At 69.1% G+C, this 22,495-nt stretch carries 23 protein-coding genes and 1 pseudogene; 9 read left to right on the top strand and 15 right to left on the bottom strand.

Annotated features, from left to right (window positions below; all coding sequences use genetic code 11):
- Positions 1–75: 75 nt before the first annotated feature.
- The 7 genes and pseudogenes from lepB (OWM54_RS40435) to OWM54_RS40405 all read right to left on the bottom strand — a co-directional run bounded on the left by lepB (OWM54_RS40435) (position 76) and on the right by OWM54_RS40405 (position 6,857).
- On the bottom strand, positions 76–1,323 hold the full coding sequence (gene lepB, locus OWM54_RS40435; RefSeq protein WP_267700788.1) for a signal peptidase I: 1,248 nt from the start codon (positions 1,321–1,323) through the stop codon (positions 76–78).
- Positions 1,324–1,397: 74 nt separating this feature from the next.
- Positions 1,398–1,901 (bottom strand): signal peptidase I, encoded by a 504-nt coding sequence (gene lepB / locus OWM54_RS40430; protein ID WP_267700787.1) that lies wholly within the window; start codon positions 1,899–1,901, stop codon positions 1,398–1,400.
- Positions 1,902–2,025: 124 nt separating this feature from the next.
- Positions 2,026–2,094: pseudogene (locus OWM54_RS40425) on the bottom strand (hypothetical protein); the annotation flags it as partial.
- 564 nt (positions 2,095–2,658) lie between these two features.
- On the bottom strand, positions 2,659–4,470 hold the full coding sequence (lepA, locus tag OWM54_RS40420; protein WP_141323305.1) for a translation elongation factor 4: 1,812 nt from the start codon (positions 4,468–4,470) through the stop codon (positions 2,659–2,661).
- A gap of 213 nt (positions 4,471–4,683) precedes the next feature.
- Positions 4,684–5,625 (bottom strand): NAD-dependent epimerase/dehydratase family protein, encoded by a 942-nt coding sequence (locus OWM54_RS40415; RefSeq protein ID WP_223747432.1) that lies wholly within the window; start codon positions 5,623–5,625, stop codon positions 4,684–4,686.
- A gap of 71 nt (positions 5,626–5,696) precedes the next feature.
- Positions 5,697–6,653, bottom strand: a complete 957-nt coding sequence (locus OWM54_RS40410) for a UDP-glucuronic acid decarboxylase family protein (protein WP_223783748.1) — start codon at positions 6,651–6,653, stop codon at positions 5,697–5,699.
- 24 nt (positions 6,654–6,677) lie between these two features.
- Positions 6,678–6,857 (bottom strand): ribbon-helix-helix domain-containing protein, encoded by a 180-nt coding sequence (locus tag OWM54_RS40405; RefSeq protein ID WP_046714083.1) that lies wholly within the window; start codon positions 6,855–6,857, stop codon positions 6,678–6,680.
- A gap of 94 nt (positions 6,858–6,951) precedes the next feature.
- Between OWM54_RS40405 and OWM54_RS40400 the strand changes: the two genes are divergently transcribed.
- Complete coding sequence (locus OWM54_RS40400) at positions 6,952–7,575, top strand: hypothetical protein (protein ID WP_267700786.1); 624 nt, start codon at positions 6,952–6,954, stop codon at positions 7,573–7,575.
- Between the two features lie 42 nt (positions 7,576–7,617).
- Here the strand turns inward: OWM54_RS40400 and OWM54_RS40395 are convergent, their stop codons facing one another.
- From OWM54_RS40395 to OWM54_RS40360, 8 genes are all read right to left on the bottom strand, one after another.
- A complete protein-coding gene (locus OWM54_RS40395; protein WP_046714085.1) occupies positions 7,618–7,980 on the bottom strand; it encodes a cupin domain-containing protein in 363 nt (120 codons plus the stop codon).
- A 28-nt stretch (positions 7,981–8,008) separates the two neighbouring features.
- Complete coding sequence (locus OWM54_RS40390; RefSeq protein ID WP_267700785.1) at positions 8,009–8,872, bottom strand: SPOR domain-containing protein; 864 nt, start codon at positions 8,870–8,872, stop codon at positions 8,009–8,011.
- 136 nt (positions 8,873–9,008) lie between these two features.
- Entirely contained in the window at positions 9,009–9,374 is a 366-nt protein-coding gene (locus OWM54_RS40385) for an integration host factor subunit beta (protein WP_223747428.1), read from the bottom strand.
- A 77-nt stretch (positions 9,375–9,451) separates the two neighbouring features.
- A complete protein-coding gene (locus tag OWM54_RS40380; protein WP_267700784.1) occupies positions 9,452–10,219 on the bottom strand; it encodes a hypothetical protein in 768 nt (255 codons plus the stop codon).
- A gap of 29 nt (positions 10,220–10,248) precedes the next feature.
- Entirely contained in the window at positions 10,249–11,295 is a 1,047-nt protein-coding gene (gene mnmA / locus OWM54_RS40375; protein WP_223747427.1) for a tRNA 2-thiouridine(34) synthase MnmA, read from the bottom strand.
- A 327-nt stretch (positions 11,296–11,622) separates the two neighbouring features.
- Entirely contained in the window at positions 11,623–12,894 is a 1,272-nt protein-coding gene (locus OWM54_RS40370) for a CCA tRNA nucleotidyltransferase (RefSeq protein WP_267700782.1), read from the bottom strand.
- A 93-nt stretch (positions 12,895–12,987) separates the two neighbouring features.
- On the bottom strand, positions 12,988–14,514 hold the full coding sequence (locus tag OWM54_RS40365; RefSeq protein ID WP_267700781.1) for a Kelch repeat-containing protein: 1,527 nt from the start codon (positions 14,512–14,514) through the stop codon (positions 12,988–12,990).
- 112 nt (positions 14,515–14,626) lie between these two features.
- Entirely contained in the window at positions 14,627–15,598 is a 972-nt protein-coding gene (locus OWM54_RS40360) for a M91 family zinc metallopeptidase (protein WP_267700780.1), read from the bottom strand.
- A gap of 309 nt (positions 15,599–15,907) precedes the next feature.
- Here OWM54_RS40360 and OWM54_RS40355 point away from each other — a divergent pair, with 309 nt between their 5' ends.
- The 8 genes from OWM54_RS40355 to OWM54_RS40320 all read left to right on the top strand — a co-directional run bounded on the left by OWM54_RS40355 (position 15,908) and on the right by OWM54_RS40320 (position 22,311).
- Positions 15,908–16,327, top strand: coding sequence for a hypothetical protein (locus tag OWM54_RS40355; protein ID WP_223747423.1), 420 nt, complete (start codon positions 15,908–15,910; stop codon positions 16,325–16,327).
- Positions 16,328–16,462: 135 nt separating this feature from the next.
- Positions 16,463–16,618 carry an ATP-binding protein gene (locus OWM54_RS40350; protein WP_267700779.1) on the top strand — a complete coding sequence of 52 codons (156 nt, stop codon included), beginning with the start codon at positions 16,463–16,465 and terminating at the stop codon, positions 16,616–16,618.
- Positions 16,619–16,932: 314 nt separating this feature from the next.
- Positions 16,933–17,310: a hypothetical protein gene (locus tag OWM54_RS40345; protein WP_267700777.1), complete on the top strand. Its 378-nt coding sequence runs from the start codon at positions 16,933–16,935 to the stop codon at positions 17,308–17,310.
- Between the two features lie 208 nt (positions 17,311–17,518).
- The gene (locus OWM54_RS40340; RefSeq protein ID WP_255665812.1) at positions 17,519–17,974 is read left to right on the top strand and encodes a DUF1579 domain-containing protein; all 456 of its coding nucleotides are present in this window, start codon (positions 17,519–17,521) and stop codon (positions 17,972–17,974) included.
- A 135-nt stretch (positions 17,975–18,109) separates the two neighbouring features.
- A complete protein-coding gene (locus OWM54_RS40335) occupies positions 18,110–18,529 on the top strand; it encodes a hypothetical protein (RefSeq protein WP_267700775.1) in 420 nt (139 codons plus the stop codon).
- Between the two features lie 133 nt (positions 18,530–18,662).
- Positions 18,663–19,388, top strand: a complete 726-nt coding sequence (locus OWM54_RS40330) for a hypothetical protein (protein ID WP_223747419.1) — start codon at positions 18,663–18,665, stop codon at positions 19,386–19,388.
- Positions 19,389–19,579: 191 nt separating this feature from the next.
- Complete coding sequence (locus OWM54_RS40325) at positions 19,580–21,058, top strand: FAD-dependent monooxygenase (protein ID WP_267700774.1); 1,479 nt, start codon at positions 19,580–19,582, stop codon at positions 21,056–21,058.
- Positions 21,059–21,096: 38 nt separating this feature from the next.
- Positions 21,097–22,311 carry a methyltransferase gene (locus tag OWM54_RS40320; RefSeq protein ID WP_267700773.1) on the top strand — a complete coding sequence of 405 codons (1,215 nt, stop codon included), beginning with the start codon at positions 21,097–21,099 and terminating at the stop codon, positions 22,309–22,311.
- The last annotated feature ends 184 nt before the right edge of the window (positions 22,312–22,495 follow it).

Genomic DNA, 22,495 nt, shown 5'->3' with positions numbered 1-22,495 from the left:
GCCGCGTACCCCGGGCCGTGCGGCGCGTCAAGCACCGTCCGAGGGACGGCGGGTCGCTCGCCCCCTGGGTGTGGTTCAGCGCACGGGCTCGAAGAAGCGGTCCACCCGCAGACCGGTGCCGCCGAACAGTCCGTGCAACAGACCGCCGTGGCTCACCGACAGCCACATCACCAGCGCCTTGCCCTTGATGTGGCCATACGGGACGTAGGCCGGCTCGCCGTAGCCCCCGGGCCTGCCGAGCCCGTGGCGGCTGTCCGCGCTGTTGTCCCGGTTGTCCCCCAGGACGAAGACATGGCCCTCGGGGACGACGTAGGGCCCCTCGTGGCGAGGCGTCCGCGTGGGCGTCTGGAGCACCGCGTGCGACACACCTCCCAGGTCCTCCCGGTAGAGCGCCTCCCGCCGCTCGAACCACGTCCCCTCCGCGAGGTCGTGCACGACGAACTCCGGGTCCTCGAGCTGGCGGGCCTGCGGCTGGCCGTTGATGTGCACCACGCCGTCGAACAGATCCACCGTGTCCCCCGGCACGGCCACCACGCGCTTGATGTAGTCGGCAGACGTGTCGACCGGGTTGTTGAACACGATGACATCCCCGCGGGCCGGGGGACGCAGGATGACGAACGGCACCACGTTGGCGAACGGCACGCGCACGCCGTAGATGAACTTGTTGATGAGGACGAAGTCGCCGATGTGCAGCGTGGGCAGCATGGAGCCGGACGGAATCCGATAGGGCTCCACGCAGGCGGTGCGGAACACCAGGGCGATGAGCAGGAACTTCGCCACGCCGCCGAAGAGCTCCACGGTGGACTCCTTGCGGAAGGCGCCCAGGTGCCGCTCCGTGAGGGCCGACAGGAGCTTCACCTCGCCGTGCAGCACGTCCGCGTCCCCGCGCACCGAGGCTGACTCCACCTTCAGCGCCTGCTCGGCGAAGAGCTCGCCCGTCCCCACGGCCAATGCCTGCTTCGCCTGCGCCCGGGCCAGGGCCCGCTCGCTCTCGTCGAGCTGCTCGCGCGCGGCGCGACGGGCCTGGAACCAGGTGGGCTGGACGCCACGCTGGACCCAGAGGACGACGTAGTACGCCACCATGAGCAGCCCCAGCCCCTTCATCAGCGGCTGCGCCCAGCTCGCCGCCGAGGGCACGTACGCAATGAGCGTCATGTACGGGAACAGCGCCGCGGCGATGATGAGCACCGGGGCCCACAGGCTGGTGAGCCGCTCTCGCCACCGGAGCCGCTGGTAGGCCTGCCGTTGCGCGACGGTGCGCCGGGTCGCCATCAGGGAGGGCAACGACACCACGGACACGGCGAAGGGACGCGAGGAGCTCATGGTCGACCGCTCCCCACTACGAACCACGAGGGGAACGATTGCCAGGAACTCCCGTCAGCCCGGGACAGGCGACGTCAGCGCACGGGCTCGAAGAAGCGGTCCAACCGGAGGCCGGTGCCGCCGAACAGCCCGTGGAACAGGCCGTGGTAGCCCAGGGACAGCCACACCACCATGGCCTTGCCCTTGATGTGGCCGTACGGCACGAACTCCGTGCGGCCGTAGCCGGTGACGCCCAGGCCGTGGCGGCTGTCGGAGCTGTTGTCGCGGTTGTCGCCCATCACGAAGACGTGGCCCTCGGGGACGACGTAGGGGCCCTCGTGGCGGGGCATGCGCGTGGGCGTCTGGAGCACGCTGTGCGGCACGCCGCTCAGGCTCTCCTGGTAGAGCGCCTCCTGCTGGTCGTACCACTGGCCGCTGTCGGTGATGTTGTGGACGATGTACTCGCCGTCCACCAGCTGGCGCGCCTGCGGCTGACCGTTGATGTGGACCACGCCGTCGTACATCTCCACCGTGTCGCCCGGCACGCCCACCACACGCTTGATGTAGTCGGTGGCCTCGTTGACGGGGTTGTTGAACACGATGACGTCGCCGCGCGCGGGGGGGGCGGACGATGACGAATGGCACCACGTTGGCGAACGGCACACGCACGCCGTAGATGAACTTGTTGATGAAGACCTGGTCGCCGATCTGCAGCGTGGGCAGCATGGAGCCGGACGGAATCCGGTAGGGCTCCACGATGAAGGTGCGGAACACCAGCGCCACCAGCAGCATCTTCACGAAGCCGCCCACGAAGTCCGCCGCCGACTCCTTGCGGAACGCCCCCAGGTGCTGCGTGGTCAGCGCCTCCAGCGCCTTCACCTCGCGCACCAGCGCGTCCGAGTCACCCGCCGCCGACGCGCCCTCCACCTTCAGCGCCTGCTCGGCGATCTGCTCCGCCACCGCCGGGGAGACCTTCTCCCGCACGCCCGGCTTCTGGAGGATGCGCTCGTTCTCCGAGATGAGCTCGTGCGCCTCGTGCCGCAGGCGCCGCAGCTGCTTCTCCTTGGGCGACACGTTGCGCCACACGAGCAGCGCCGCGAAGTACGCCACCATCAACAGCCCCAGCCCCTTCATCGCCGGCTGCGCCCACGAGGCCGCCGTGGGCACGTACTCGATGAGCACCGTGTACGGGAACAGGACGATGGCGATGATGCACAGCGGGGCCCACAGACTGGTGAGCATCTCCCGCCACACCAGCGTGCGCCGGGCGCGCACCTGCTCGGGGGTGCGCCGGGCCGCCATCACGGACGCCAGCTTCGCGGGAGGGGTGGCCGAAGGACTGGCGGCGTTCATGGGCTACTGCTCCGTCTTCAGGACCGCGAGGAAGGCCTCCTGCGGAATCTCCACCGTGCCCACCTGCTTCATGCGCTTCTTGCCCTCCTTCTGCTTCTCGAGGAGCTTGCGCTTGCGGCTGATGTCGCCGCCGTAGCACTTGGCGAGCACGTTCTTGCGCATGGCGGAGATGGTCTCGCGCGAGATGATCTTCGCGCCGATGGCCGCCTGGATGGCCACCTCGTACATCTGCTTCGGGATGACCTCCTTGAGCTTCTGGCACACCTCGCGGCCGCGTAGGTACGCGCGCTCGCGGTGCACGATGACGCTCAGCGCGTCCACCGGGTCCCCGTTGATGAGGATGTCCAGGCGCGCCAGGTCCGCCTCCTCGTAGCCCGTCAGCTCGTAGTCCAGGCTCGCGTAGCCGCGCGACACGCTCTTGAGCTTGTCGAAGAAGTCGAAGACCACCTCGGCCATCGGCATCTCGTACGTCACCTGCACGCGCTGACCGCTGCTGCCCAGGTACTTCATGTCCTTCTGCACGCCGCGGCGCTCCTGGCACAGCTTCAGGATGGCGCCCAGGTGATCATTCGGGACGTGGATGTGACAGGTGAGGATGGGCTCCTCGAACTTCTCGATGCTCTGCACCGGCGGCAGCTTCGCGGGGTTGTCCACGAGCAGGACGTCCCCCTTGCTGGTGGTGATGCGGTACACCACGCTGGGCGCCGTGGTGATGAGGTCCAGGTTGTACTCGCGCTCCAGGCGCTCCTGGACGATCTCCATGTGCAGCAGGCCCAGGTAGCCGCAGCGGAAGCCGAAGCCGAGCGCCGTGGAGGACTCGGGCTCGTACGTGAAGGCGGAGTCGTTGAGCTTCAGCTTCGCCAGCGCGTCGCGCAGGTTCTCGTACTGGTCCGAGTCCACCGGGAAGATGCCGGAGAACACCATCGGCTTGACTTCCTGGAAGCCGGGGAACGGCGCGTCCGTGGGACGGGCCTCCTCCGTGACGGTGTCACCGACCTTGGCGTCCTGGAGCTCCTTGATGTTGGCCACCAGCACGCCCACCTCGCCGGCCATCAGCTGCTGCACCGGACGGGAGAACGGGCTGAAGACCCCCAGCTCCTGGACCTCGAAGACCTTGTTGTTGCTCCACAGCTTGATCTTCTGCTTGAGCTTCAGCGTGCCCTCGAGCACGCGCACCAGCGTCACCACGCCCCGGTAGTTGTCGTACCAGGAGTCGAACACGAGCGCCTTGAGGGGCGCGTCCGGCATGCCCGTCGGCGGGGGCACGCGGGCCACCACGGACTCGAGGATCTCGTGGATGCCGATGCCCTCCTTCGCGGACGCGGGCACGGCCACCGACGCGTCGATGCCGATGACGTCTTCAATCTCGGCGCGCGTGCGGTCCACGTCGGCGCTGGGCAGGTCGATCTTGTTGATGACCGGGATGATCTCCAGGTCGTGATCCAACGCCATGTAGACGTTGGCGAGCGTCTGCGCCTCCACGCCCTGCGACGCGTCCACCACCAGCAGCGCGCCCTCGCACGCGGCCAGGCTGCGGCTCACCTCGTAGGCGAAGTCGACGTGCCCCGGCGTGTCGATGAGGTTCAGGACGTACTGCTTGCCGTCCTTCGCCGTGTAGTTCATCCGCACGGACTGGGCCTTGATGGTGATGCCCCGTTCGCGCTCGATGTCCATGTTGTCGAGGAACTGGGCCTGCGCCTCGCGCTTGCTCAGCGTCCCCGTCTTGTCGAGGAGGCGGTCGGCCAGCGTCGACTTCCCATGGTCGATATGGGCGATGATGCAGAAGTTGCGGATGTGCGCGTTTTCAGCCGGCATGTTCGGGGCGCTCGTCGAAAGAAGCGGGCGTGAGTAACATCGAACCGCGCGAAAATCTACGCGCGAACGACTGCCCGACGAGCAACCCGTCAGGGGCGCTCGATTGTTCCCCAAGCATCATGCCGCCCGAGGCACGCCCCAGGCCATGACAGGACCCCGGGAGGCACCCCGAGGGCCCCTCCCGGACTCCCCTGCCCTGCGACCCGGCGGGCTTCAGCCGTGGGCGCGGCCGGGCTCGGCCTTCTCGCGGAAGAACGCCACCGTGCGGCGGGCGCCCTCGCGCAGGTCCACCGTCGGCTCCCAGCCCAGGACCTTCTTCGCGAGCGAGTTGTCGATGCACGAGCGCAGCTGCTCACCCGGCTTGCCCGGGGCGTGGGCCGCGGGCGCGGACGAGCCGGCCGCCTCGGCCAGCAGACCATAGAGGCGGTTGATGTCCGTCTCCACGCCGGTGCCGATGTTGATGGCGCCCACGTAGTCCTTCTCGAAGGCCAGCCGGTTGGCGCGGGCCACGTCGGGACCGAAGACGAAGTCGCGCGTCTGCTTGCCCTCGCCGAAGATGGTGCAGCCCTGCCCGGACAAGAGGCGCTGGCAGAAGATGGCCACCACGCCCGCCTCGCCGTGCGGATTCTGGCGCGGGCCGTAGACGTTCGCGTACCGGAGGGCGACGTACGGCAGGCCGTACTGGGCCTTGTAGTAGCCCAGGTACAGCTCGCCGGCCGCCTTGGAGACGCCGTACGGCGACACCGGCCGCGTGGCGTGGGACTCCGGCGCGGGGAACACGTCCTGCTCTCCGTAGATGGCGCCGCCCGTGGAGCTGAAGATGACCTTCTTGACGCCGGAGACGCGCGCGGCCTCCAGGAGGTTGAGCATGCCGCGGATGTTCACGTCCGCGTCGAAGCCCGGGTCGTCCACGCTGCGCCGCACGTCCATCTGCGCGGCCAGGTGGCAGAGGACGTCCGGCTTCTCCGCCTTGATGAGCTCCGAGGCCTCCCGGCTGCGGATGTCATGCACCGCCAGCCGGACGCGAGGGTCCAGGTTCTCCTTCCGGCCGCCGGACAGGTCATCCAGGGCGATGACCTCATGCCCACCCCGGAGGAACTCGTCACACACGTGCGAGCCAATGAAGCCCGCGCCACCCGTCACCAGGACTTTCACGCTATCGCTCTCCCCGCCATCCGGCCGTGGCCGGACCCGTCTTCACATCCAGGATCACTCGCGGCGGCAACCTATGCCGGGGAGCGTCGCACGGCAACCTCGCGGAAGTACGCGATGGTCTCTCGCAAACCCTCTTCCAGCGGCACCTTGGGCTCCCAGTTCAGGATCGTGCGGGCCCGGGTGATGTCTGGCTGACGCTGCTTGGGGTCGTCCTTGGGCAAGGGCTTCTCGATGATCTTCCCGCCCCCGCCCGCCGCCGTGCGCACGGCCTCCGCGAACTGGCGGATGGTCATCTCCCGGGGGTTGCCGATGTTGACCGGGTTGGGCTCGTCCGACAGCGCCAGCCGCACCAGGCCGTCCACCAGGTCCTTCACGTAACAGAACGAGCGCGTCTGGCTGCCGTCACCGAACACCGTGAAGTCCTCGCCCTGCAGCGCCTGGCCCACGAAGGCCGGCACCACGCGGCCGTCGTTGAGGCGCATGCGCGGGCCGTAGGTGTTGAAGATGCGCACGATGCGCACCTGCACGCCCTTGCGCCCGTAGGCCGCCGTGATCGCCTCCGAGTAGCGCTTGGCCTCGTCGTACACCGAGCGCGGACCGATGGGATTGACGTTGCCCCAGTAGTCCTCGCGCTGCGGGTGCACCAACGGGTCTCCATACACCTCGGAGGTGGAGGCCATCAGGAAGACGGCGTGGTGCTTCTCCGCCAGCTTCAGCCCATTCTCCGTGCCGATGGAGCCCACGCGCAAGGTCTCCAGCGGGAGGTTCGCGTAGTCGATGGGCGAGGCGGGCGAGGCCAGGTTCAACACGTAGTCGAGCGGCCCCTCCACGGGGATGCCCTCGGTGATGTCCGCCTTCACGTACGAGAAGCCCGGGCGCCCCTTCAGCGTGCGCAGGTTCTCCTCATTGCCCGTGATCAGGTTGTCCACCGCCGTCACCCGGGCCGCGCCGTCATCCAGCAGGCGCTCACACAGGTGCGAGCCAACGAAGCCCGCGCCGCCCAGGACCACCACTCGCTTCCCCTGCATGCTCTTCACGTGCCGCCTCTTTCCTCAAATCTCGTCGAAGGTCGCCTGCCCCGGCAGCTGCGCCTTGTACTTCTCCAGGACCAGGTCGATGCCCTGGCGGATGTACTCGGCCACGGGCACCTTGGTCTTCTGGTTCAGCGCCTTGAGGAGCTCGTTCTGCTCCGGGGTAATGTAGATGGTGGTGCTGACTTTCTTTCGGGCCATGGCGATATGTGAAAATATATGGAATGACGTGGCGCGCGGAAGCATCTCGTGCACATGTCCTGGCCCAGACGCCCCATCGTCGCGGGAGCCCCGGATGACAGTCGGCAAGCGCTGGATTTTCCTCGGATTCGTCACCACGGGCCTGCTCGCGGGCTGCGCCGGGAACAAGGCCTCCGGACCCAACCAGGGCGCCTCGGGTCAATCCTCACCCACCACCACGGGCGAGTCCGTGAAGCCGGAGCGCGCGCGCGGCGAGCACGTCACGGCGCAGGATGTGAATGGCGACGGCAAGCCCGACGTGTGGACGTACACGGTGGACGTGGAGGGCTCGGACACGCTGCGCAAGGTGCGCCAGGAGCTGGACCTGAACTGGGACGGCCGCGTGGACCTGACGCGCTACTTCGACGAGTCCGGCGCGCTGATGCGCGAGGTGATGGACCTGGACTACGACGGCAAGGTGGACGCCACCTACTTCTACGAGAAGGGGGCCAACACGCGCCGCGAGCGGGACTTCGACGGGGACGGCAAGCCCGACAGCGTCACGTACTACGAGCGCGGCGTGCTGGTGCGCAAGGAGCGCGACACCAACGGCGACGGCCGCGTGGACTACTGGGAGTACTGGGAGAAGGGCCAGGTGGACCGCATCGGCGAGGACCTGGACGGCGACGGCACCGTCGACAAGTGGACCCGCAATCCCAACAACGCGGCCAGCGACTGAGGGCGCCGGGCCGCGTCCACCTTCCGGGTGCGGCGAGGACGGCTACGGCTTGCTGGTGCCGGTGCGACCGTAGGAGTCCTCCAGCCGGACGACGTCATCCAGCTCGGGGGTGCTCACCTCGAGGATGTCGCAGTCGGTGAGGGCCACCATGCGGTGCTTGGTGAGCGGCTTGATGTGGTAGCTCTCGCCCGGGTTCATCTCCTTCTCGATGAGCCCCTGGCCTTCGTCGACGACGAAGAGCAGCTTGCCGCTCTGGACGTGGATCGTCTCGTCCTTCTGGTTGTGGTACTGCAGGCTGAGCTTGTGGCCCTGCTTCACGTGCAGCAGCTTGCCCACATAGCGCTCGGTGTGGGCCCAGATGAGCTCGTGGCCCCAGGGCTTCTCCACCCGCCTCGTCGTCGTCATGGTGCTTCCTGTCTTCCTCGGCCGCTCTTCAGTTCGTGCCGGCCACGAACGCGTCGAGCTGCGTCTCTCGCTTGAAGTCTGACAGATACCGGGTGGCAGCGTCCTTCGAGGCGAAGGTGCCCATGCGCACGCGGTACCAGGTGCCCTTGCCGGCCACCTCCGCGGTGACGATATACGGGGCATAGCCGCGGTCGCGCAACCGACCCATGAAACGCTCGGCCTCCTGCTTGTCCTGGAACGCCGAGAGCTGGAGCGTGAACGCCCCACCCTTCACCGCGGGGTCCGGCAGCTGCGCGGCCCGGGCGATGGCCTCCTTCAGTCCGCCACCCTCCTTCTGCGTCGTGCGCGTGGGGACGGCCGCCACCTCCACCTTGCCGGACACCACCGCGGGCTTCACCGCGAGGGCCGCGGGCTTCTCGGCGGCGGGCTTCTCCACGGGCTTGGGTGCCTCGACGACGGCCTTGGGCTCCTCGGCCGGCTCCTCCGGGGGCAGCTCACCGGTGTCCGGGTCCGGCGTCGGGGCGAGCGCGGCGGTCTTCACCGGCTCGGCGGGCTTCGCCACGGGCTTCTCGGCGACGACGGGCGCCTTGGGGGCGGGCTTGGGCGCGACAGGCGCGATGGGCTCCGCGCTGGCCTTGCGCGTCAGCTCGTCCTGGAACGTCAGCTGCGGCTCCTTGCGCACGGCCTGCAGCGCCTGGGCGTTGGCGTCCAGGGCGGAGAGCAGGTCGGGGGCGCTGGCCGTCTGGGCATCGCCCGCGAGCTTCTTGCCCACGACGACGCCCAGCACGAAGACGGCGCCGAGCACCACGATGCCGGCGATCAACAGGCTGACAATCTGCCGGTTGTCCAGAGAGACATCGAACTTCTCTTTCATCCGGTGGGCATCACGCATGACTCAGGAATCCTCGCGCGCGGACAGAGCGGGCCACACGAGTCCGTGTTGCGGCCTGTAGCGTCGGCGTCGAGGGAAGGTACGCCCCACCTCCCACACGGTCAAATTCACGGAAAGCCGCGCGCCCGCGCCCCCGCTAAGGGGCGAGCGACGTCGACGCGAGCGGCTGCGTGGCGAGCACCCCCGGCGGCAGCACGGAGCCCACGGGCTCCTGTCGGGGCGCTGGCGCGTTGAGGCGCGCGCGCAGCTCCTTGCCCGCGGCGAACGAGAGCGTGCGGCGCTCGGGCACGGCGACGCTCTTGCCCGTCTTCGGGTTGCGGCCGGTGCGCGCGCGCCGGGTGCGCAGCGAGAAGACGCCGAAGCCGCGCAGTTCGATGCGCCGGCCGGCCACGAGGGCCTCCGCCATGCAGTCGAAGACGGCGTGGACGATGGACTCCAACTCACGTCGCGGCACGTGGGGCGCACGCTCCGCGATGCGTTCGATGAGCTCACTCCTCGTCATGGCACACCCCGGCCGAGAGGGACGAGGGACTCTACAGAAGCCGGCCCCGCGAGGACAAACCGTCCCCGGGTCCAGGCTCAACGCAGGCGCACGTCGGCGGGCCCTTCCACCTCCACCTCGACGCCGCCCGCGCCCTTGAGGGTGACCTCCGCGCCGTCCGGCACCAGCAGGCGCACGGTGCGGCCCAGCGGCACCTCGCGCCCCTCCAGCAGCACCGCGGTGGCCAGGTCATCCGTCTCCGCCACGGCGAAGCCGTCCTCCACCACCGCCACCAGCCCGCCCTCGCCCAGGTCTCCGGCGTGGATGAAGGGGACCTTGGGGCGGAACGGCGGCGCGGGCAGCGGCTGGTGGGGCCCCTCGTGCTTCGTGTCGGAGCCGAGCCGGCTCAGGCCGTTGGGCGTGAAGAAGGCGACGAAGTACTGGGTGGACGTGTACGCGTCCTCGTGCGCGCTCTTGGGCGTCACCTGCACGTTGGTGTAGCGGGCGGCGACGATGCGCAGCGCGCGGGGCGCCTCCTGCACGCCGCCGTCCACCCAGCGGTACGACGGGAGGTTGGAGCCGTGCAGCTTCGCCTCGTCCGCGTCGCCCACCTCCAGCGTGTCCCCCTTCTCCAGGAAGCGCAGGCCGCCGCCGAAGTACTCGAGCACCGCGGGCCCGGTGGCGGTGAGCTTCACGTCCCCCAGGAGCTGCGCGCCCACGGCGATGGTGTACTCGGCCTTGCCTTCCTTGCGCACCACGGGGGCGCCGGCCGCGAGCAGTCCGGCGATGGGCTTGTCCGAGCGCTCCTTGCAGCCGGCGACGAGACTGGCCGCGACCAGCAGGCATCCCACGAGGCGCTGCGCCATGTCCCGTACTCCTCCCGGTTGACTCGAGCTCAGACGATCCACCCACCACCCAGGACCCGGTCCTGAGCGTAGACCACGGCGGCCTGTCCCGGCGTGACGGCGCGCGCCGGCGCCTCCAGCTTCACCGAAACGAGCCCGTGGGGGGAGATCTCCACGCGCCCGGCGGCGCCGGCGTGGCGGTGGCGGATGCGGACCTCCACGGGCGTCTCGGGAGACGGGGGCGCGTCCACCCAGTGGGGCTGGAGCAGCCCGAAGCGATCCCGCCCCGTGTCCTCGGCGTTGCCCACGACGACGCGGTGGGTGTCCGGCTCCAGGCGCTGGACGTAGCGCACCTGGCCGCCGCCCAGGTTGAGGCCCTTGCGCTGGCCCACCGTGTAGCGATGGATGCCGTGGTGCTTGCCGAGCACCTGCCCTTCCGCGTCGACGATGTCGCCCTCGGGCTGGGGGCCGGCGACCTTCTCCACGAAGCCCGCGTAGTCGCCGTCCGGCACGAAGCAGATCTCCATGCTCTCCGGCTTGTGGCTGGTGGGCAGCGCGTGGCGCTCGGCGACGGCGCGCACCTGGGCCTTGGTCATGTCGCCCACGGGGAAGACGATGTCGCGCAGCTCGTCCTGGCCCAGCGTGAAGAGGAAGTAGCTCTGGTCCTTGGCCAGGTCCGCGGCGCGGCGCAGGACGTAGCGGCCGTCCTGCTCCTCGACGCGCGCGTAGTGGCCCGTGGCCAACCTGGCGCCGAGCGCCCGGGCCCGCTTGAGCAGGAAGTTGAACTTCACGTCGCGGTTGCAGGCCACGCACGGGATGGGCGTGCGTCCGCCCAGGTACGACTGGACGAAGGGGTTGACGACGCGGTCCTGGAAGATCTCCTCCGCGTTGGCGACGTAGTACGGGATGCCCAGCGCCTGGGCGACGGCGCGCGCGTCATCGATGTCGTCGGGACTGCAGCAACTGCCGCACTTCGCCTTGCCCTCGTAGGACCAGACGCGCAGGGTGATGCCGATGACCTCGTGGCCCTGCTCCTTGAGCAGGGCGGCAGCGGCCGAGGAATCCACCCCGCCGCTCATCGCAACGACGACTCGCATGGTGTCCCTTCCTACACGCCCCGGCCTCCGGGCGCACGCGGCAGGACGCCCGATGCCCCCGGAACCCGACCGGGAGCCCCCCTTGGACAGGGCAGCCCCGGCCGACACGAGAGCAGGCGCGCCCTCGTGCGCCCCGGTGGGCCCACGCCCGACAGGGGAAGCGAGCCGCCCCTGGCGGCGCTGGCAAGCCACGTGTCAGCTCGGACGCCGGGCCGCCAACCTCGGGGCCCCTCTGACAAGCCATGCGCCGCCGCGCGAGGGGCTCACCTCGGGCCTTCGACCGAGCCAGGTGTCAGCCCGCGCACCGCCGCGCGAGCAGTCCCCGCCTCAAGCCTTCGGGCGGGCCGCGTGCCAGTCCTTGAGCCGCTGCGCCAGGGCCTCGCGGGTGTTCAGCGCGGGGTCATCCAGCACGGAGTCCATGAGGAAGCGGGTGGCCTCTCCGACGATGGGCGACGGGCCGACCCCGAGCGTGGACATGATGTCGCCGCCGGTGAGCGCCAGGTCCTTGGCCACCAGGGGCGGCTTCGCGGCGGCGAGCGCCTCCAGCCGGGCGCACAGCCGCTCCAGCTCCGCCGAACGCTCGGGCGCCCGAGCCTGGACGCGGGCCCGGGCCACGGTGAGCAGCGCGGGCAGCTGCGCGAGCCCCACCCGGGCCAGGAGCCGGCGCAGCGCGGGGTCCGGGTCCGCGAAGCGCTCCTCGAGCTTCGCGGTCTCCACGAGCAGCGCCACCAGGTCCGCGACCTTGTTGGGGAACTTCAGGCGCAGGCCGATGTCCCGGGCCTGGCTCCGGTCCACCAGGTCCGCGAGGAGCGCGGCCATCCGGACCTCCACCTCCGCCGGCGCGGCCTGCACGGCGGCGCGCGCGAGCCGGGCCTCTTCGGGCGCGGCGCGGGCCACCTCGGGGAGGAACACGTCCAACAGCCCCGTCTCCACCAGCAACACGAGCCCGCCCTCGGCGCGCGGGGACAGCAGGAGCTTGACCAGCTCCTCGCGCACGCGCTCCAGCGCGACCTTGCGGAAGACGCCGAGCGTGGCGGGGATGGCGTCGCGCGTGGCCGAGTCCAGCGAGAAGCCGAGCACCGCGGCGAAGCGGACCGCGCGCATGGGGCGCAGGCCATCCTCGGAGAAGCGCTCGAACGCGGAGCCCACGCACTTGATGAGCTGGGCCTGCAGGTCCGTCTGGCCGCCGAACGGGTCCACCAGGTCGCGGTCCAACGGGTTGTAGGCCATCGCGTTGATGGTGAAGTCGCGGCGGGACAGGTCCTTGACGATGTCGCGCTCGAAGGCGACGGAGCTGGGCCGGCGCCCGTCCAGGTAGTCCCCCTCCGAGCGGAACGTCGTCACCTCCACATGGGTGCCGCCCTGGACGACGGTGACGGTGCCGTGCTGGATGCCGGTGGGGATGACCTTGCGGAAGGCGCGCTGGACCTCCTCCGGCAGCGCGCTGGTGGCCACGTCGAAGTCCTTCGGGGGGACCTGGCGCACCATGTCCCGCACGCAGCCGCCCACCAGGTACACGGCGTGGTTGAGCTCCCGCAGCCGCGCGATGACGTCGAGCACGGGGCGGGGAATGTCGGCGTTATGGAGATTGGCGAGCATGCGTCCCAGGTCGGCGGGCGTCGTGCCCGCCTGACACCTGGGTTGTACTTGCGCCCCCCGCTCTGGATCCAGGCCCAGGATGCGCCGTCGTGTTCAGGACTCCGGCGCGCAGGACAGTCCGACGGACTCGTGGGGCTGCGCGGAGGTGGCGCAGGCGATGATGAAACACTCGTTCTTGGAGCGGCACACCCCGTCACAGCACAGCTGCTGCCCCGTCGGGCACGCGCCGCCGTCCGGGCACGGGCCGCAGTTCACCGACGTCCCACAGTTGTTGGCGACGCAGCCGCAGCGGTTCTGGCAGGTGGTGAGGAGGGGGTCCGGCACACAGCTCGACTCGCAGTAGTTCAGCGGGTTGCACTCGTAGCCGACCCCGCAGGAGCCACACTCCAGCTTGCCGCCGCAGCCATCCGAGGGGCTGCCGCACTGCCAGTTGTTCGCCAGGCACGACGTCTTCGGCACACAGCCCGTCGAGTACAGCTCGCTGGGCTGGCGGGACCACACGCCATTCGAGTCGACGTTCCACCCGCCGTTGAGCAGCACCTGGTCCGGCGCGTTTCCAACGAGCGACATGCCGAAGTCCCGCCGCGCCAGCGCGAGCGCCGTCAACGCGGTCCAGCCGCCCGTGCCGATGTCGTAGCGCGAGACCCACTGCGCCGGCGCGCCCGTCGTCGGGTGATATCCGCCGACCACCAGCACCGAGCCGTTGCTCAGCTCCACCGCGCCGTGTCCGACGCGAGGGAACGGCGCCCAGATGGCGGTCGTCCAGGTGTTCGCGACGGGGTCGTAGCGGGAGGCCATCTGGCTGGGCACATCGCTCTGCCACTGCGGCCCCACGACGAGCACCTCGCCATTGACCGTGGTCGTCAGCAACGTCGCCGAGTGTCCCGCCGCGAGCACCGCGCCGCTGTTCGCCGTGGCGATCCACGTGTTGGTGCTCGGCCGATAGCGCTCGTGCTGGTTGCGGTTTCCCAGGAGCAGCACGTCGCCATTGCGCAGCAGCGTCGCGGTGTGGCCGGAGTACCCGCCCCTCGAAGGCGAGGCGGCGAGGGTCCACGTGCCGGTGGCGGGGTCATACAGCTCCGCGGAGCCAAGGCCCTGCGTGGTGGCGGTGCCGTCGCCGCCCACCACCAGCACCTTGCCGTTCTGGAGCAGCGTCTGGGTGTGTCGGGCCCGCGCCGCGATGAGCGAGCCGGTGGCGGTCCACGTCCCCGTGGCCGGGTCATACAGCTCCGCGTCGCGGCCATTTCCCAGGGGGGTGATGCCTCCGGACACGAGCACGCGCCCGTCCTGGAGCCGGGTGGCGGCATGCTCGTACCGCGCCACCACCATGTCCCCGGTGACGCTCCACGGCGTCGAGGCGCCCGGCGTGTAGAGCTCGGTGGCGCGGAAGTCGGCGGGAGCGCCCTGCGCGGTGCCTCCGGCGACGAGCACCCGCCCATCAGCGAGCGTCGTCTGCGTGAAGCCCGTCCGGTTGTACGTGGGCGAGGCCGTCAGGACCCGCGTCTGCTGGGACACCAGCGCGGCGGGCTCGGCGCTCTTCGGCGCGGGCGAGCCGCACGCCATCACGAAGAACACTCCCAGGAGCGCGGCGCCCCTCTTCATCCCAGCCTGCTGGCTCACGACGCCTCCGGAGAACAGTCCGTGACGTATACGGAGCGGGCCTGGAAGTCCGGCAGTTGCCTCCTCGCATTCCCCTACCCGGCCCCTTGTGGGAGCCGGGCGTCGGGGGTGCTCAGCCCTCGATGTCGCCGAGGATCTTCCCGATGGGGGTCGGGGTGCCGATCATCTTCTGGAAGACGCTGCGATTGTCGGAGCCCTCGTCGTAGCGCTGGATGGCCTCGTTCGTCGGGTTGGGCAGGTTCGGCGCGCGGCCCGAGTAGTCATTGCGGCTGGGCAGGCCGTGCTCGGCGCGGATCTTGTTCTCCGTGGGCGCCCAGCCCGCGGGCGTGTGCGGCGTGGGCTTCAGGCCCACCGTCTCGAACTCCTCGGTCAGCATCGTGCGACGGTTGAGGTTCGCCTTCATGTTGTCGGCGAAGTCGGGGTAGCGCTTGAAGACGTCGGCGTTGGCGTGCTTGCTCGACTCGATGGAGCCCACCTGGAGGCCGTTGGAGGCGCGCCACGCGTGGACCGACTCGTGGCCCAGGCTGTTGAAGCGCATGTTGCCGGGGGCCGTCTCATCGTAGTTGATGCGGCTGGGCAGGCCCGCGCTGGGCTGGCCATCGTGACGGTAGGCCGGGCGGATGGACTCGTAGGTGCCCTGGTGCCGCGGCAGGTGCGACATGGGCATGTCGGCGTTGCGGCCCGAGTAGATGTCCGTGGAGGTGATGGGGTTGCGCACGGTGCCCGTCTGGCCGGGGTTGAGCGCCTGGGTGCGGCCGTCCAGCTCCGTCAACATGCGATTGCCGGTGGGCCGGTTCATCAACGTGTGGGTGGACTCGCGCGTGTCGCGGGTGAAGTCCGCGAACTGGGCGCCGCTCTGGCCGCCATCGCGGCGGGTCCGGATGCCCGGGAGGTCCGGGTGCGTGACGCCGTAGTCGGTGGGCTTGAGGTGGTTCTTCCCATCCTGGAGCTCCATGGCGGACGGACGGGCCTTGGGCAGCGACGTCGTTTCGGGCTTCGCCGGGGTGCTGTTGGAGCGGGGGCGCGACGTCGTGTCCGTCTTGGGGGCCGGCGTGGAGAACGATGGGCGGGAGCGGAGCTTCATGGGGGATCGCCTCGGAGTGGGAGTCGGTGACGAGGAAGCCCTTGAGCATTCGCCGTGCCGACCCTTCCCCACTTCGACTCCGTCACCTGGGGCTCGTGATTCCAGTGGGTTGCGGTTTTGAGGGGACGATTTCGGGCGGGGGCGGTGATGTCTGGGGGCAAGGGGGTGATGACGGTCGTCATCAGGGGCGGGGCCGGGATTGGAGGCGCGGGGCTCGGACGTGGCACGCTGGGCGGTGGCCGTGCGGCGTGCGCATGGCCAGGGTGTTGGTGTTGGAGCGGGTCCCCACCAGTCGCGGGAGGCTCACGAATGCTTCGCCACACGCTCACGCAGGCCTTGAAGGAGCTCCGGACCCGGATTGCCTCGGGGGACCCGGACTTGAAGGCCGCGCGGCACCTGGTCGAGCGACAGGTGCGTATGTCCCCGGAGGCCCACGCGTACCTCGACAAGCTTCTGGCCGAGACGCGCAAGGAGTCGAGTCGCGAGGAGCTGCGGCGGCCCTTCCCGGCGGAGCCATCGGCGGCCCAGGTCGTCGAGCACCGGCTCTGGGATGAGGCGTGTGAGAGCGCGCGGCGGAACATGGCGCCGCCGTTGAGCCTCACGGTGTGGAGCGATGAGGAAGGGCTGACGCGCCTGGAGGTGCTGGGGTTGTTGACGTTGGCGTTGCGCAGGCTCGCGGCGACGCCGGAGTTCGGCGCCGGGCCGCTGCTGCCAGGACTACAGCGGTGAGCCGAGACGCTCCGTCGGCGAGCCCTGCGGACAGGAGCTCGCCGGGCCTGCCTGGGACTCGGCCTGGCGCCCGGCTTTGAAGCCAGGCGTTCACAGGTCCGGGGGTACTCCGCGCCCGAGCCGCTGCGGCGCGCGGTGGAGAACCTGACCAGCAACGCGGTGAAGTACGGCTCTTCGGAGCGGCCCATCACCATCACCGTGGACAGCCTTCCCGAGCGTGGCACCCGTTTCACCATCGACATTCCCAAGGACGCGCGGCCGTTCCAGCAGGCGCCGACGCTCGCTCGGTGAGTGATTGCCACCAGCGTCCATCAGCGGACGGAGACCTGCCCGACAGAGACAGTGGCCGGCTCCAGCCGTGGACCCAAGGATAGAGCAGCCAGGCACACTCCCTGGTGCCTGACCGCCCAGCCTGTCATGACAAGCATTGGGCGCTCACCCCCGCCGGTCCAGACATGCCCATCCCTCTCAGAGCAGTCTTTTCGTCGTTGAGCTGTGCCCTGCTGTTGAGCGCCTGCGGCCCCGATTACGAAGGCGACGTCGGCGCTCCTTCTCGGTCGGAGGACGTTTCGCCCGAAGTCGAAGAGCCAGGAGAGGACGGCAGCGTGTCGCAGGCGACGTTCGGGGGGCATCTGGGCAGTGCGCTGGGCCACATCGCCTCATTCGATAGCTGCGCCGCCAACAACGAGTGGCGCACGACCTGCGGCACGGGCGCGGCGCGGGACATGTCGTACACGTGGACGGTTCCTGTCACCGGGGACTACTCCATCACCACCTACGGGTCGTCGTACGACACGATCTTGGAGGTCCGCAGGGCCGCGGACACGGGCGTTGTCTATGCCTGCAATGACGATTGGGCGGATGGCAACTATCGGTCTCGAGTCGTGCTCCGGGACCAACCCAAGGGCCGCAAACTCTTCATCATCGTCGACGGCTACAGCGGCGATTGCGGAGCAGGCCGCCTGTACATCAACGGCCTCTAATCCGAACCCACCCTCGGATTCGCCGATCCTCACGTAAACGGCGCCCTGTCCTCATGGAGCGAGGCTGCTTTAGATGCCCTGTTCATTCACAGCAGCCTTCCCGGAGGATCTCTTGCTCGCGCGTCCGACCCTCACCGTGTTCGTCACCGTTGTCTGCCTGATGGGCTGTCGAGGCACGTCCTCGAACACCGCCCCCGAGCAACCCTCCATGGCCGAATCCGCGGCCCCTGCGGCGTCAGCAGTGTCTGACGCCGCCAGGGAGCTGACCGGGACCTGGACCTGCAACGGCTCCATCCACGGACCCGGCGGTGCGAGCCCGAGCAAAGTCCGATTCGAGGCCCGGCTCGAGCTCGACAAGGCCTGGCTGCGCACCGACTTCGTGGCGGTGTCCGGTGAGTACCCCTACAAGTTCACGTCGTACCGGACGTTCGATTCAACGGCTCGCACTTGGAGGAATGTCATCCTCGACAACATGGGAGGCGATGCCACGTCTTCGTCCACGGACGGCGTCACCTGGGTCGGCGAGTCGACCGGCCCCATGGGCAGGATGAAGATCCAGGACACCGAGCACCTCGTCTCGCCTGGGATGCTGACCCTGCGCGGCCAGTATTCGATGGATGGCATGAGCTGGAACACCGGCTACGACCTGACCTGCGAGAAGTGACGAGTCACGGGATGCGGGGCCGGGACGACTCAGGTGTCTGGAATCGACCCAGGTTGCTCCCCGCACTTGAATCCCCGACGATGCGCGCGGCCCGGTCGTCCTTCGCTCGCACATCTTCACATCAGGGGATTCTCCATGAACCGCTTGAAGCTGTTGTTGCTGGGATGCGTCGCCGTGCTCGCATTCGGTTGCGGAACTCCGTCGGACGAACTCGCCGTCGAGGACGCGACCGGCGCTGCCCAGGAGCTGACTGGATGTACCGCGACCTGCGAGCAGGGCACGGTCAGCTGTCCGTCTTCGTCGACGACGTGCTCCGCGACCCACTACGTGGGCGTGACGTGCGACGGCGTTGACATCCCGTGCCCTCCGCCGGAGCCGCAGGAGTGCGACCCTTCCCTGCCGCTCTGCACGACGCTCCAGGGCCAGCTTTGCAACTCCCTCAACGCCGAGACGCCCTGCTGTATCGTGGAGACGTCCGGCTCGTGGGAGAGCTCCTGCGTGTGCTTCCGAGCCGGCGCGACGCGGCCTCCCTACCGGTGGGCCTGCGCGTTCTAGTCGCGGCGCATTGACGGCCATCATCCATGCCGCTCGAGGATGGCTGGAACCACGCCCCTCCCGTCCCATGCCGGACACGGGAGGGGCGGCGGTGCACGAGTCTTCCAGGTAGGATGGCGAGGGATTCTTCTGTGTGGCGCTGCCGGCGCGTCACCCGGAATCCCTGGAGGGATTCGACGCCATGCTGAACAAGGCCTTCGTCGTCCTCGCGCTGGTGTTCATCAGCGGTCTCGAGGCCTCGGTCTTCTGCTACAGCCTCTGGGGTTACTTCATCACGCCGCCAAGTGGAGCGGGCGTGCTGGCCGCCTCGCGCCGACTCGAAGCACTGACGTCCTTCAGGAGCGACCCGAACGGGGATGTGGAGCTGCGTCCGACTCAGCCCATCGTGCCGAGCGAGTTCATCGGATGCCCGCTCTTCGACTTCACGTCCAGGTGCATGCATGACCGGCTGATGGCGGCGGTGATCACGTTACCGGGAGACCTCTCTCGGACGGAGTCGGTGGAAGAACTTCGTCCGCAGATTGAGAGCGTCTGCGGGAACTGGGCCTCGTCACGACGAGGTAAGGCGATCACCGTGCAAGGCGACTCGGGGCAGATGCGATTGATCACCTGCACGTCGGGAGAACTCAGCAATGACCTCTTTGCCTATCGGGAGGTGCTGTTCACCCAAGGCGAGGAGAAAGAGATCGCATCCATCGAATATGAGGTCTCGGGCTCCGAGTTCCTCACGATGCCCTTCTTCTTCACGTATCTGCTGCCCTTCAACATCTGCCTCTATGTGATTGGACGGGTCGCTGGGAGGCAATGGTACGGCCCGCCGCTCCCAGCAGCAGAGGGCGGACTCCCCACCGTCACATAGAGGGCTCCGGGCAGGAAATCACCTGGCCGCTGCGTGGCGCTTCTTCGCGGCGCTCGCCCTGGCCGACCGCCGCGGCGCGGGCCCGCCTTCCTTCCACCATCAGCAAATGCCAGACCCCGGGTATTGCCGCAAGCCCCCCCGGTCATGGTCCACCCTCGCCCGTTTCGACCCAGGAGCGGGAGGACCGAGCCATGCACAGGGACATGATAACGCAACACGCCGTGGTGATTGCGGGAGGAGGCCCGACCGGGCTGATGCTGGCGGCGGAGCTGGCGTTGGCGAAGGTGGACGTGGCCATCGTCGAGCGTCGTGCCAGTCAGGATGTCGCCGGCTCGCGCTCGCGAGGCCTGCACGCGCGCAGCCTGGAGGTGCTCGATCAGCGCGGAGTCGTCGAGCGCTTCGTCTCACAAGGGCAGCCGGTCCAGAACGTGGCGTTCGGACAGACGCCGCTGGACCTCAGTGACTTCCCGACGCGTCACAACCACGGGCTCGCGCTCCTGCAGGAGCGCTTCGAGCGCATCCTGGCGCAGTGGGTCGAGGAGCTCGCGGTGCCCATCTACCGAGGATGCGAGGTGACGGGCTTCGCGCAGGACGACACGGGCGTCGACGTGGCGCTGTCCGACGGCCGCGCGCTGCGGGCGAAGTACCTCGTCGGATGCGATGGGGGCCGGAGCCTGGTCCGCAAGGCAGCCGGCATCGAGTTCCCGGGGTGGGACGCGTCGATCAGCTACCTCATCGCCGAGGTCGAGATGACGGGAGCCCCCGCGTTCGGCATCCGCCGGGACGAGAAGGGCACGTTCGCCATGGGCAAGCAGGCGGACGGAAGCGTCGGCGTCGTGCTGCGAGAGGAACAGGTCAACACGGGCGAGGCGCCGACACTCGAGACGCTGCGCGAGGGCCTCGTCAGGCTCTACGGGTCGGACTTCGGCTTGCGAAGCGCCACGTACCTCTCCAGGTTCACCGACATGACGCGGCAGGCGGCGTCCTACCGGGACCGTCGGGTGCTGCTGGCTGGAGACGCGGCCCACGTGCACTCGCCGATGGGCGGACAGGGGCTCAACCTCGGTGTGCAGGATGCCGTGAACCTGGGGTGGAAGCTGGCGCAGGTCGTGCGAGGCGTTTCGCCGGAGAGCCTGCTCGACACGTACCAGGCCGAGCGGCACCCCGTCGCGGCCCGCGCGTTGCGCAAGACCATGGCGCAGACCGCGCTCAGTCGCGGCGACGCGCGGATGGATGCCGTGCGCGAGACGCTGTCGGAGCTGTTGCGGATGGACGAGCCTCGCAAGCAGTACGCGGCGATGATGTCGGGGCTGGACGTCCAGTATGACCTGGGCGCTGGACACCCGTTGCTCGGGCGGCGCGTGCCGGACCTCGACCTGGTGACCGCCGACGGCCCACGCCGCGTGTTCCAACTGCTGCACGAGGCACGACCGGTGCTGCTCGACCTGGGCGAACCAGGGTCCCTCGACCTCGCGCCCTGGGCGGACCGGGTTCAACGGGTCTCGGCTCGCGACCCGGGCGAGTGGGTGCTCCCAGTGCTCGGCGTGGTCCCCGCACCCGTCGCGGTGCTGATTCGTCCGGACGGACACGTCGCATGGGTCGGCGAGGGCACGGAGCAGGGACTGCCTGAAGCCCTGGCCCGATGGTTCGGGCCGCCGAGCACGACGTAACACGCGCTCGTCCCCGGTGGCGCATAGGATGCGCCGCCATGGACTTCCAGGCGCGGCTCGAGGCGCTCACGCACCAACTCCGCCCCTGGTCCGCGCTCTGGTCCCGCTCCATCCTCCAGGGCTGGCCCGAGTCCGGCGCCGCCTATCCCGAGGAGTGGCGGGCCTATGCCCGGTCACTCGATGAAGCAGGCGAGCGGAGCTTGGACCAAGGAGTGCTCCAGGGAGTGCCGCCTCCCTCCCTGGCTGCGCTCCTGGGCGCGCTCCAGGAGCTGACGGCGATTCCCTGGCACGACGGCCGTCACGCGCTGACGGTCACGGAGACGCAGGGACTCAGCGACAAGAAGACCCACGAGCTCGAACGGGTGCTGGCCCTGCTGGGGCCCAGAACGCGCTTCATCCAGCAGGCGGTCGACATCGGCGGCGGCATGGGGCACCTGGCCCGCCTCTGTGCGCGGACGTTCGGCTGGACCTTCCACAGCATCGACAGGGACGCCGCGTTGCAGGACAAGGGCCGACAGTGGCTGAAGAGGACCCGAGCCTCGGTCGGAGACACCCTGCACTTCATCCAGGCCTCCGTCGAGGACGCCCCCCAACCGGGGATCGATCCGCTCTTCTCCGGTCGAGACCGCGCGTCCATCGGTCTGCACACCTGCGGGCCGCTCGCGCTCACGCAGCTCCGCAAGAGTCTGGGAGCGGGCTTCGTCCTGAACATCGGCTGTTGCTACGACAAGCTCGAGGTCCCCAGGGACTACCCCGTCTCCCGAGTCGGCCGCGAACATCCCCTGCCCTTCACACCGCATGCCCTGGCACTGACGACGCGGGGACGGCCGCGGAAGACCGAGGCGGAGTTCGCGCGGATGAAGCAGGTGTACGCGTGGCGCTTCGCGTTCCATCTCCTGTCGAAGCAGCGGTTTCCCGAGCGAGACTTCGTGAGGGCGGGAGACGCGCCCCGGGCGCTCTATGACGGCCCCTTCGCCATCTATGCGCTCGACCGCCTGGAGCGCCTGGGGCTCTCCTCGGGAATGACCGAGGCCGAATTGAATGCCTTCGAGGTCTCCGTTCGCGCCGAGACGCGGGAGCTCCTGCTCTGCCATCTGCTGAGGGACCGCTTCGCGAGGGCGTTGGAGGTCGTGCTCCTGCTCGATCGCGCGATGTTCCTGGAGGAACTGGGCTTCCAGGTCGAGCTGCTCCAGCTCTTCGAGCCCGACGTGTCTCCCCGGAACCTCGCGCTCATCGCTTCACGGGGCGATTGAGGCCGGACTCCGAGAGAAGGCTGCGGGAGCGCAAGGGCTGCGCTCCATATGGCCAGAGAGTCGGACTGGAGCTCCTTTCCGCCTCGAGGGCATGACAATGACACATGGAGGACGCCTCAGGCGGTGGGGGCGCTTGTCGAGAGTCCGTGTCCAAGAAGAAGCGTAGCCTTTTGGACGCTGGATG

This window comes from Myxococcus sp. MISCRS1 (assembly GCF_026626605.1).
Classification (GTDB): domain Bacteria; phylum Myxococcota; class Myxococcia; order Myxococcales; family Myxococcaceae; genus Myxococcus; species Myxococcus fulvus.
This window is presented reverse-complemented; position numbering and strand designations above follow the sequence as displayed.

Excerpts from the sequence above, each read along its gene's own strand:
- lepB (WP_267700788.1), bottom strand. The coding sequence starts at position 1,323 with ATGAGCTCCTCGCGTCCCTTCGCCGTGTCCGTGGTGTCGTTGCCCTCC.
- lepA (WP_141323305.1), bottom strand. The coding sequence starts at position 4,470 with ATGCCGGCTGAAAACGCGCACATCCGCAACTTCTGCATCATCGCCCAT.
- OWM54_RS40410 (WP_223783748.1), bottom strand. The coding sequence starts at position 6,653 with ATGCAGGGGAAGCGAGTGGTGGTCCTGGGCGGCGCGGGCTTCGTTGGC.
- OWM54_RS40405 (WP_046714083.1), bottom strand. The coding sequence starts at position 6,857 with ATGGCCCGAAAGAAAGTCAGCACCACCATCTACATTACCCCGGAGCAG.
- OWM54_RS40400 (WP_267700786.1), top strand. The coding sequence starts at position 6,952 with ATGACAGTCGGCAAGCGCTGGATTTTCCTCGGATTCGTCACCACGGGC.
- OWM54_RS40395 (WP_046714085.1), bottom strand. The coding sequence starts at position 7,980 with ATGACGACGACGAGGCGGGTGGAGAAGCCCTGGGGCCACGAGCTCATC.
- OWM54_RS40390 (WP_267700785.1), bottom strand. The coding sequence starts at position 8,872 with ATGCGTGATGCCCACCGGATGAAAGAGAAGTTCGATGTCTCTCTGGAC.
- OWM54_RS40385 (WP_223747428.1), bottom strand. The coding sequence starts at position 9,374 with ATGACGAGGAGTGAGCTCATCGAACGCATCGCGGAGCGTGCGCCCCAC.
- OWM54_RS40380 (WP_267700784.1), bottom strand. The coding sequence starts at position 10,219 with ATGGCGCAGCGCCTCGTGGGATGCCTGCTGGTCGCGGCCAGTCTCGTC.
- mnmA (WP_223747427.1), bottom strand. The coding sequence starts at position 11,295 with ATGCGAGTCGTCGTTGCGATGAGCGGCGGGGTGGATTCCTCGGCCGCT.
- OWM54_RS40370 (WP_267700782.1), bottom strand. The coding sequence starts at position 12,894 with ATGCTCGCCAATCTCCATAACGCCGACATTCCCCGCCCCGTGCTCGAC.
- OWM54_RS40360 (WP_267700780.1), bottom strand. The coding sequence starts at position 15,598 with ATGAAGCTCCGCTCCCGCCCATCGTTCTCCACGCCGGCCCCCAAGACG.
- OWM54_RS40355 (WP_223747423.1), top strand. The coding sequence starts at position 15,908 with ATGCTTCGCCACACGCTCACGCAGGCCTTGAAGGAGCTCCGGACCCGG.
- OWM54_RS40340 (WP_255665812.1), top strand. The coding sequence starts at position 17,519 with ATGGCCGAATCCGCGGCCCCTGCGGCGTCAGCAGTGTCTGACGCCGCC.
- OWM54_RS40335 (WP_267700775.1), top strand. The coding sequence starts at position 18,110 with ATGAACCGCTTGAAGCTGTTGTTGCTGGGATGCGTCGCCGTGCTCGCA.
- OWM54_RS40325 (WP_267700774.1), top strand. The coding sequence starts at position 19,580 with ATGCACAGGGACATGATAACGCAACACGCCGTGGTGATTGCGGGAGGA.
- OWM54_RS40320 (WP_267700773.1), top strand. The coding sequence starts at position 21,097 with ATGGACTTCCAGGCGCGGCTCGAGGCGCTCACGCACCAACTCCGCCCC.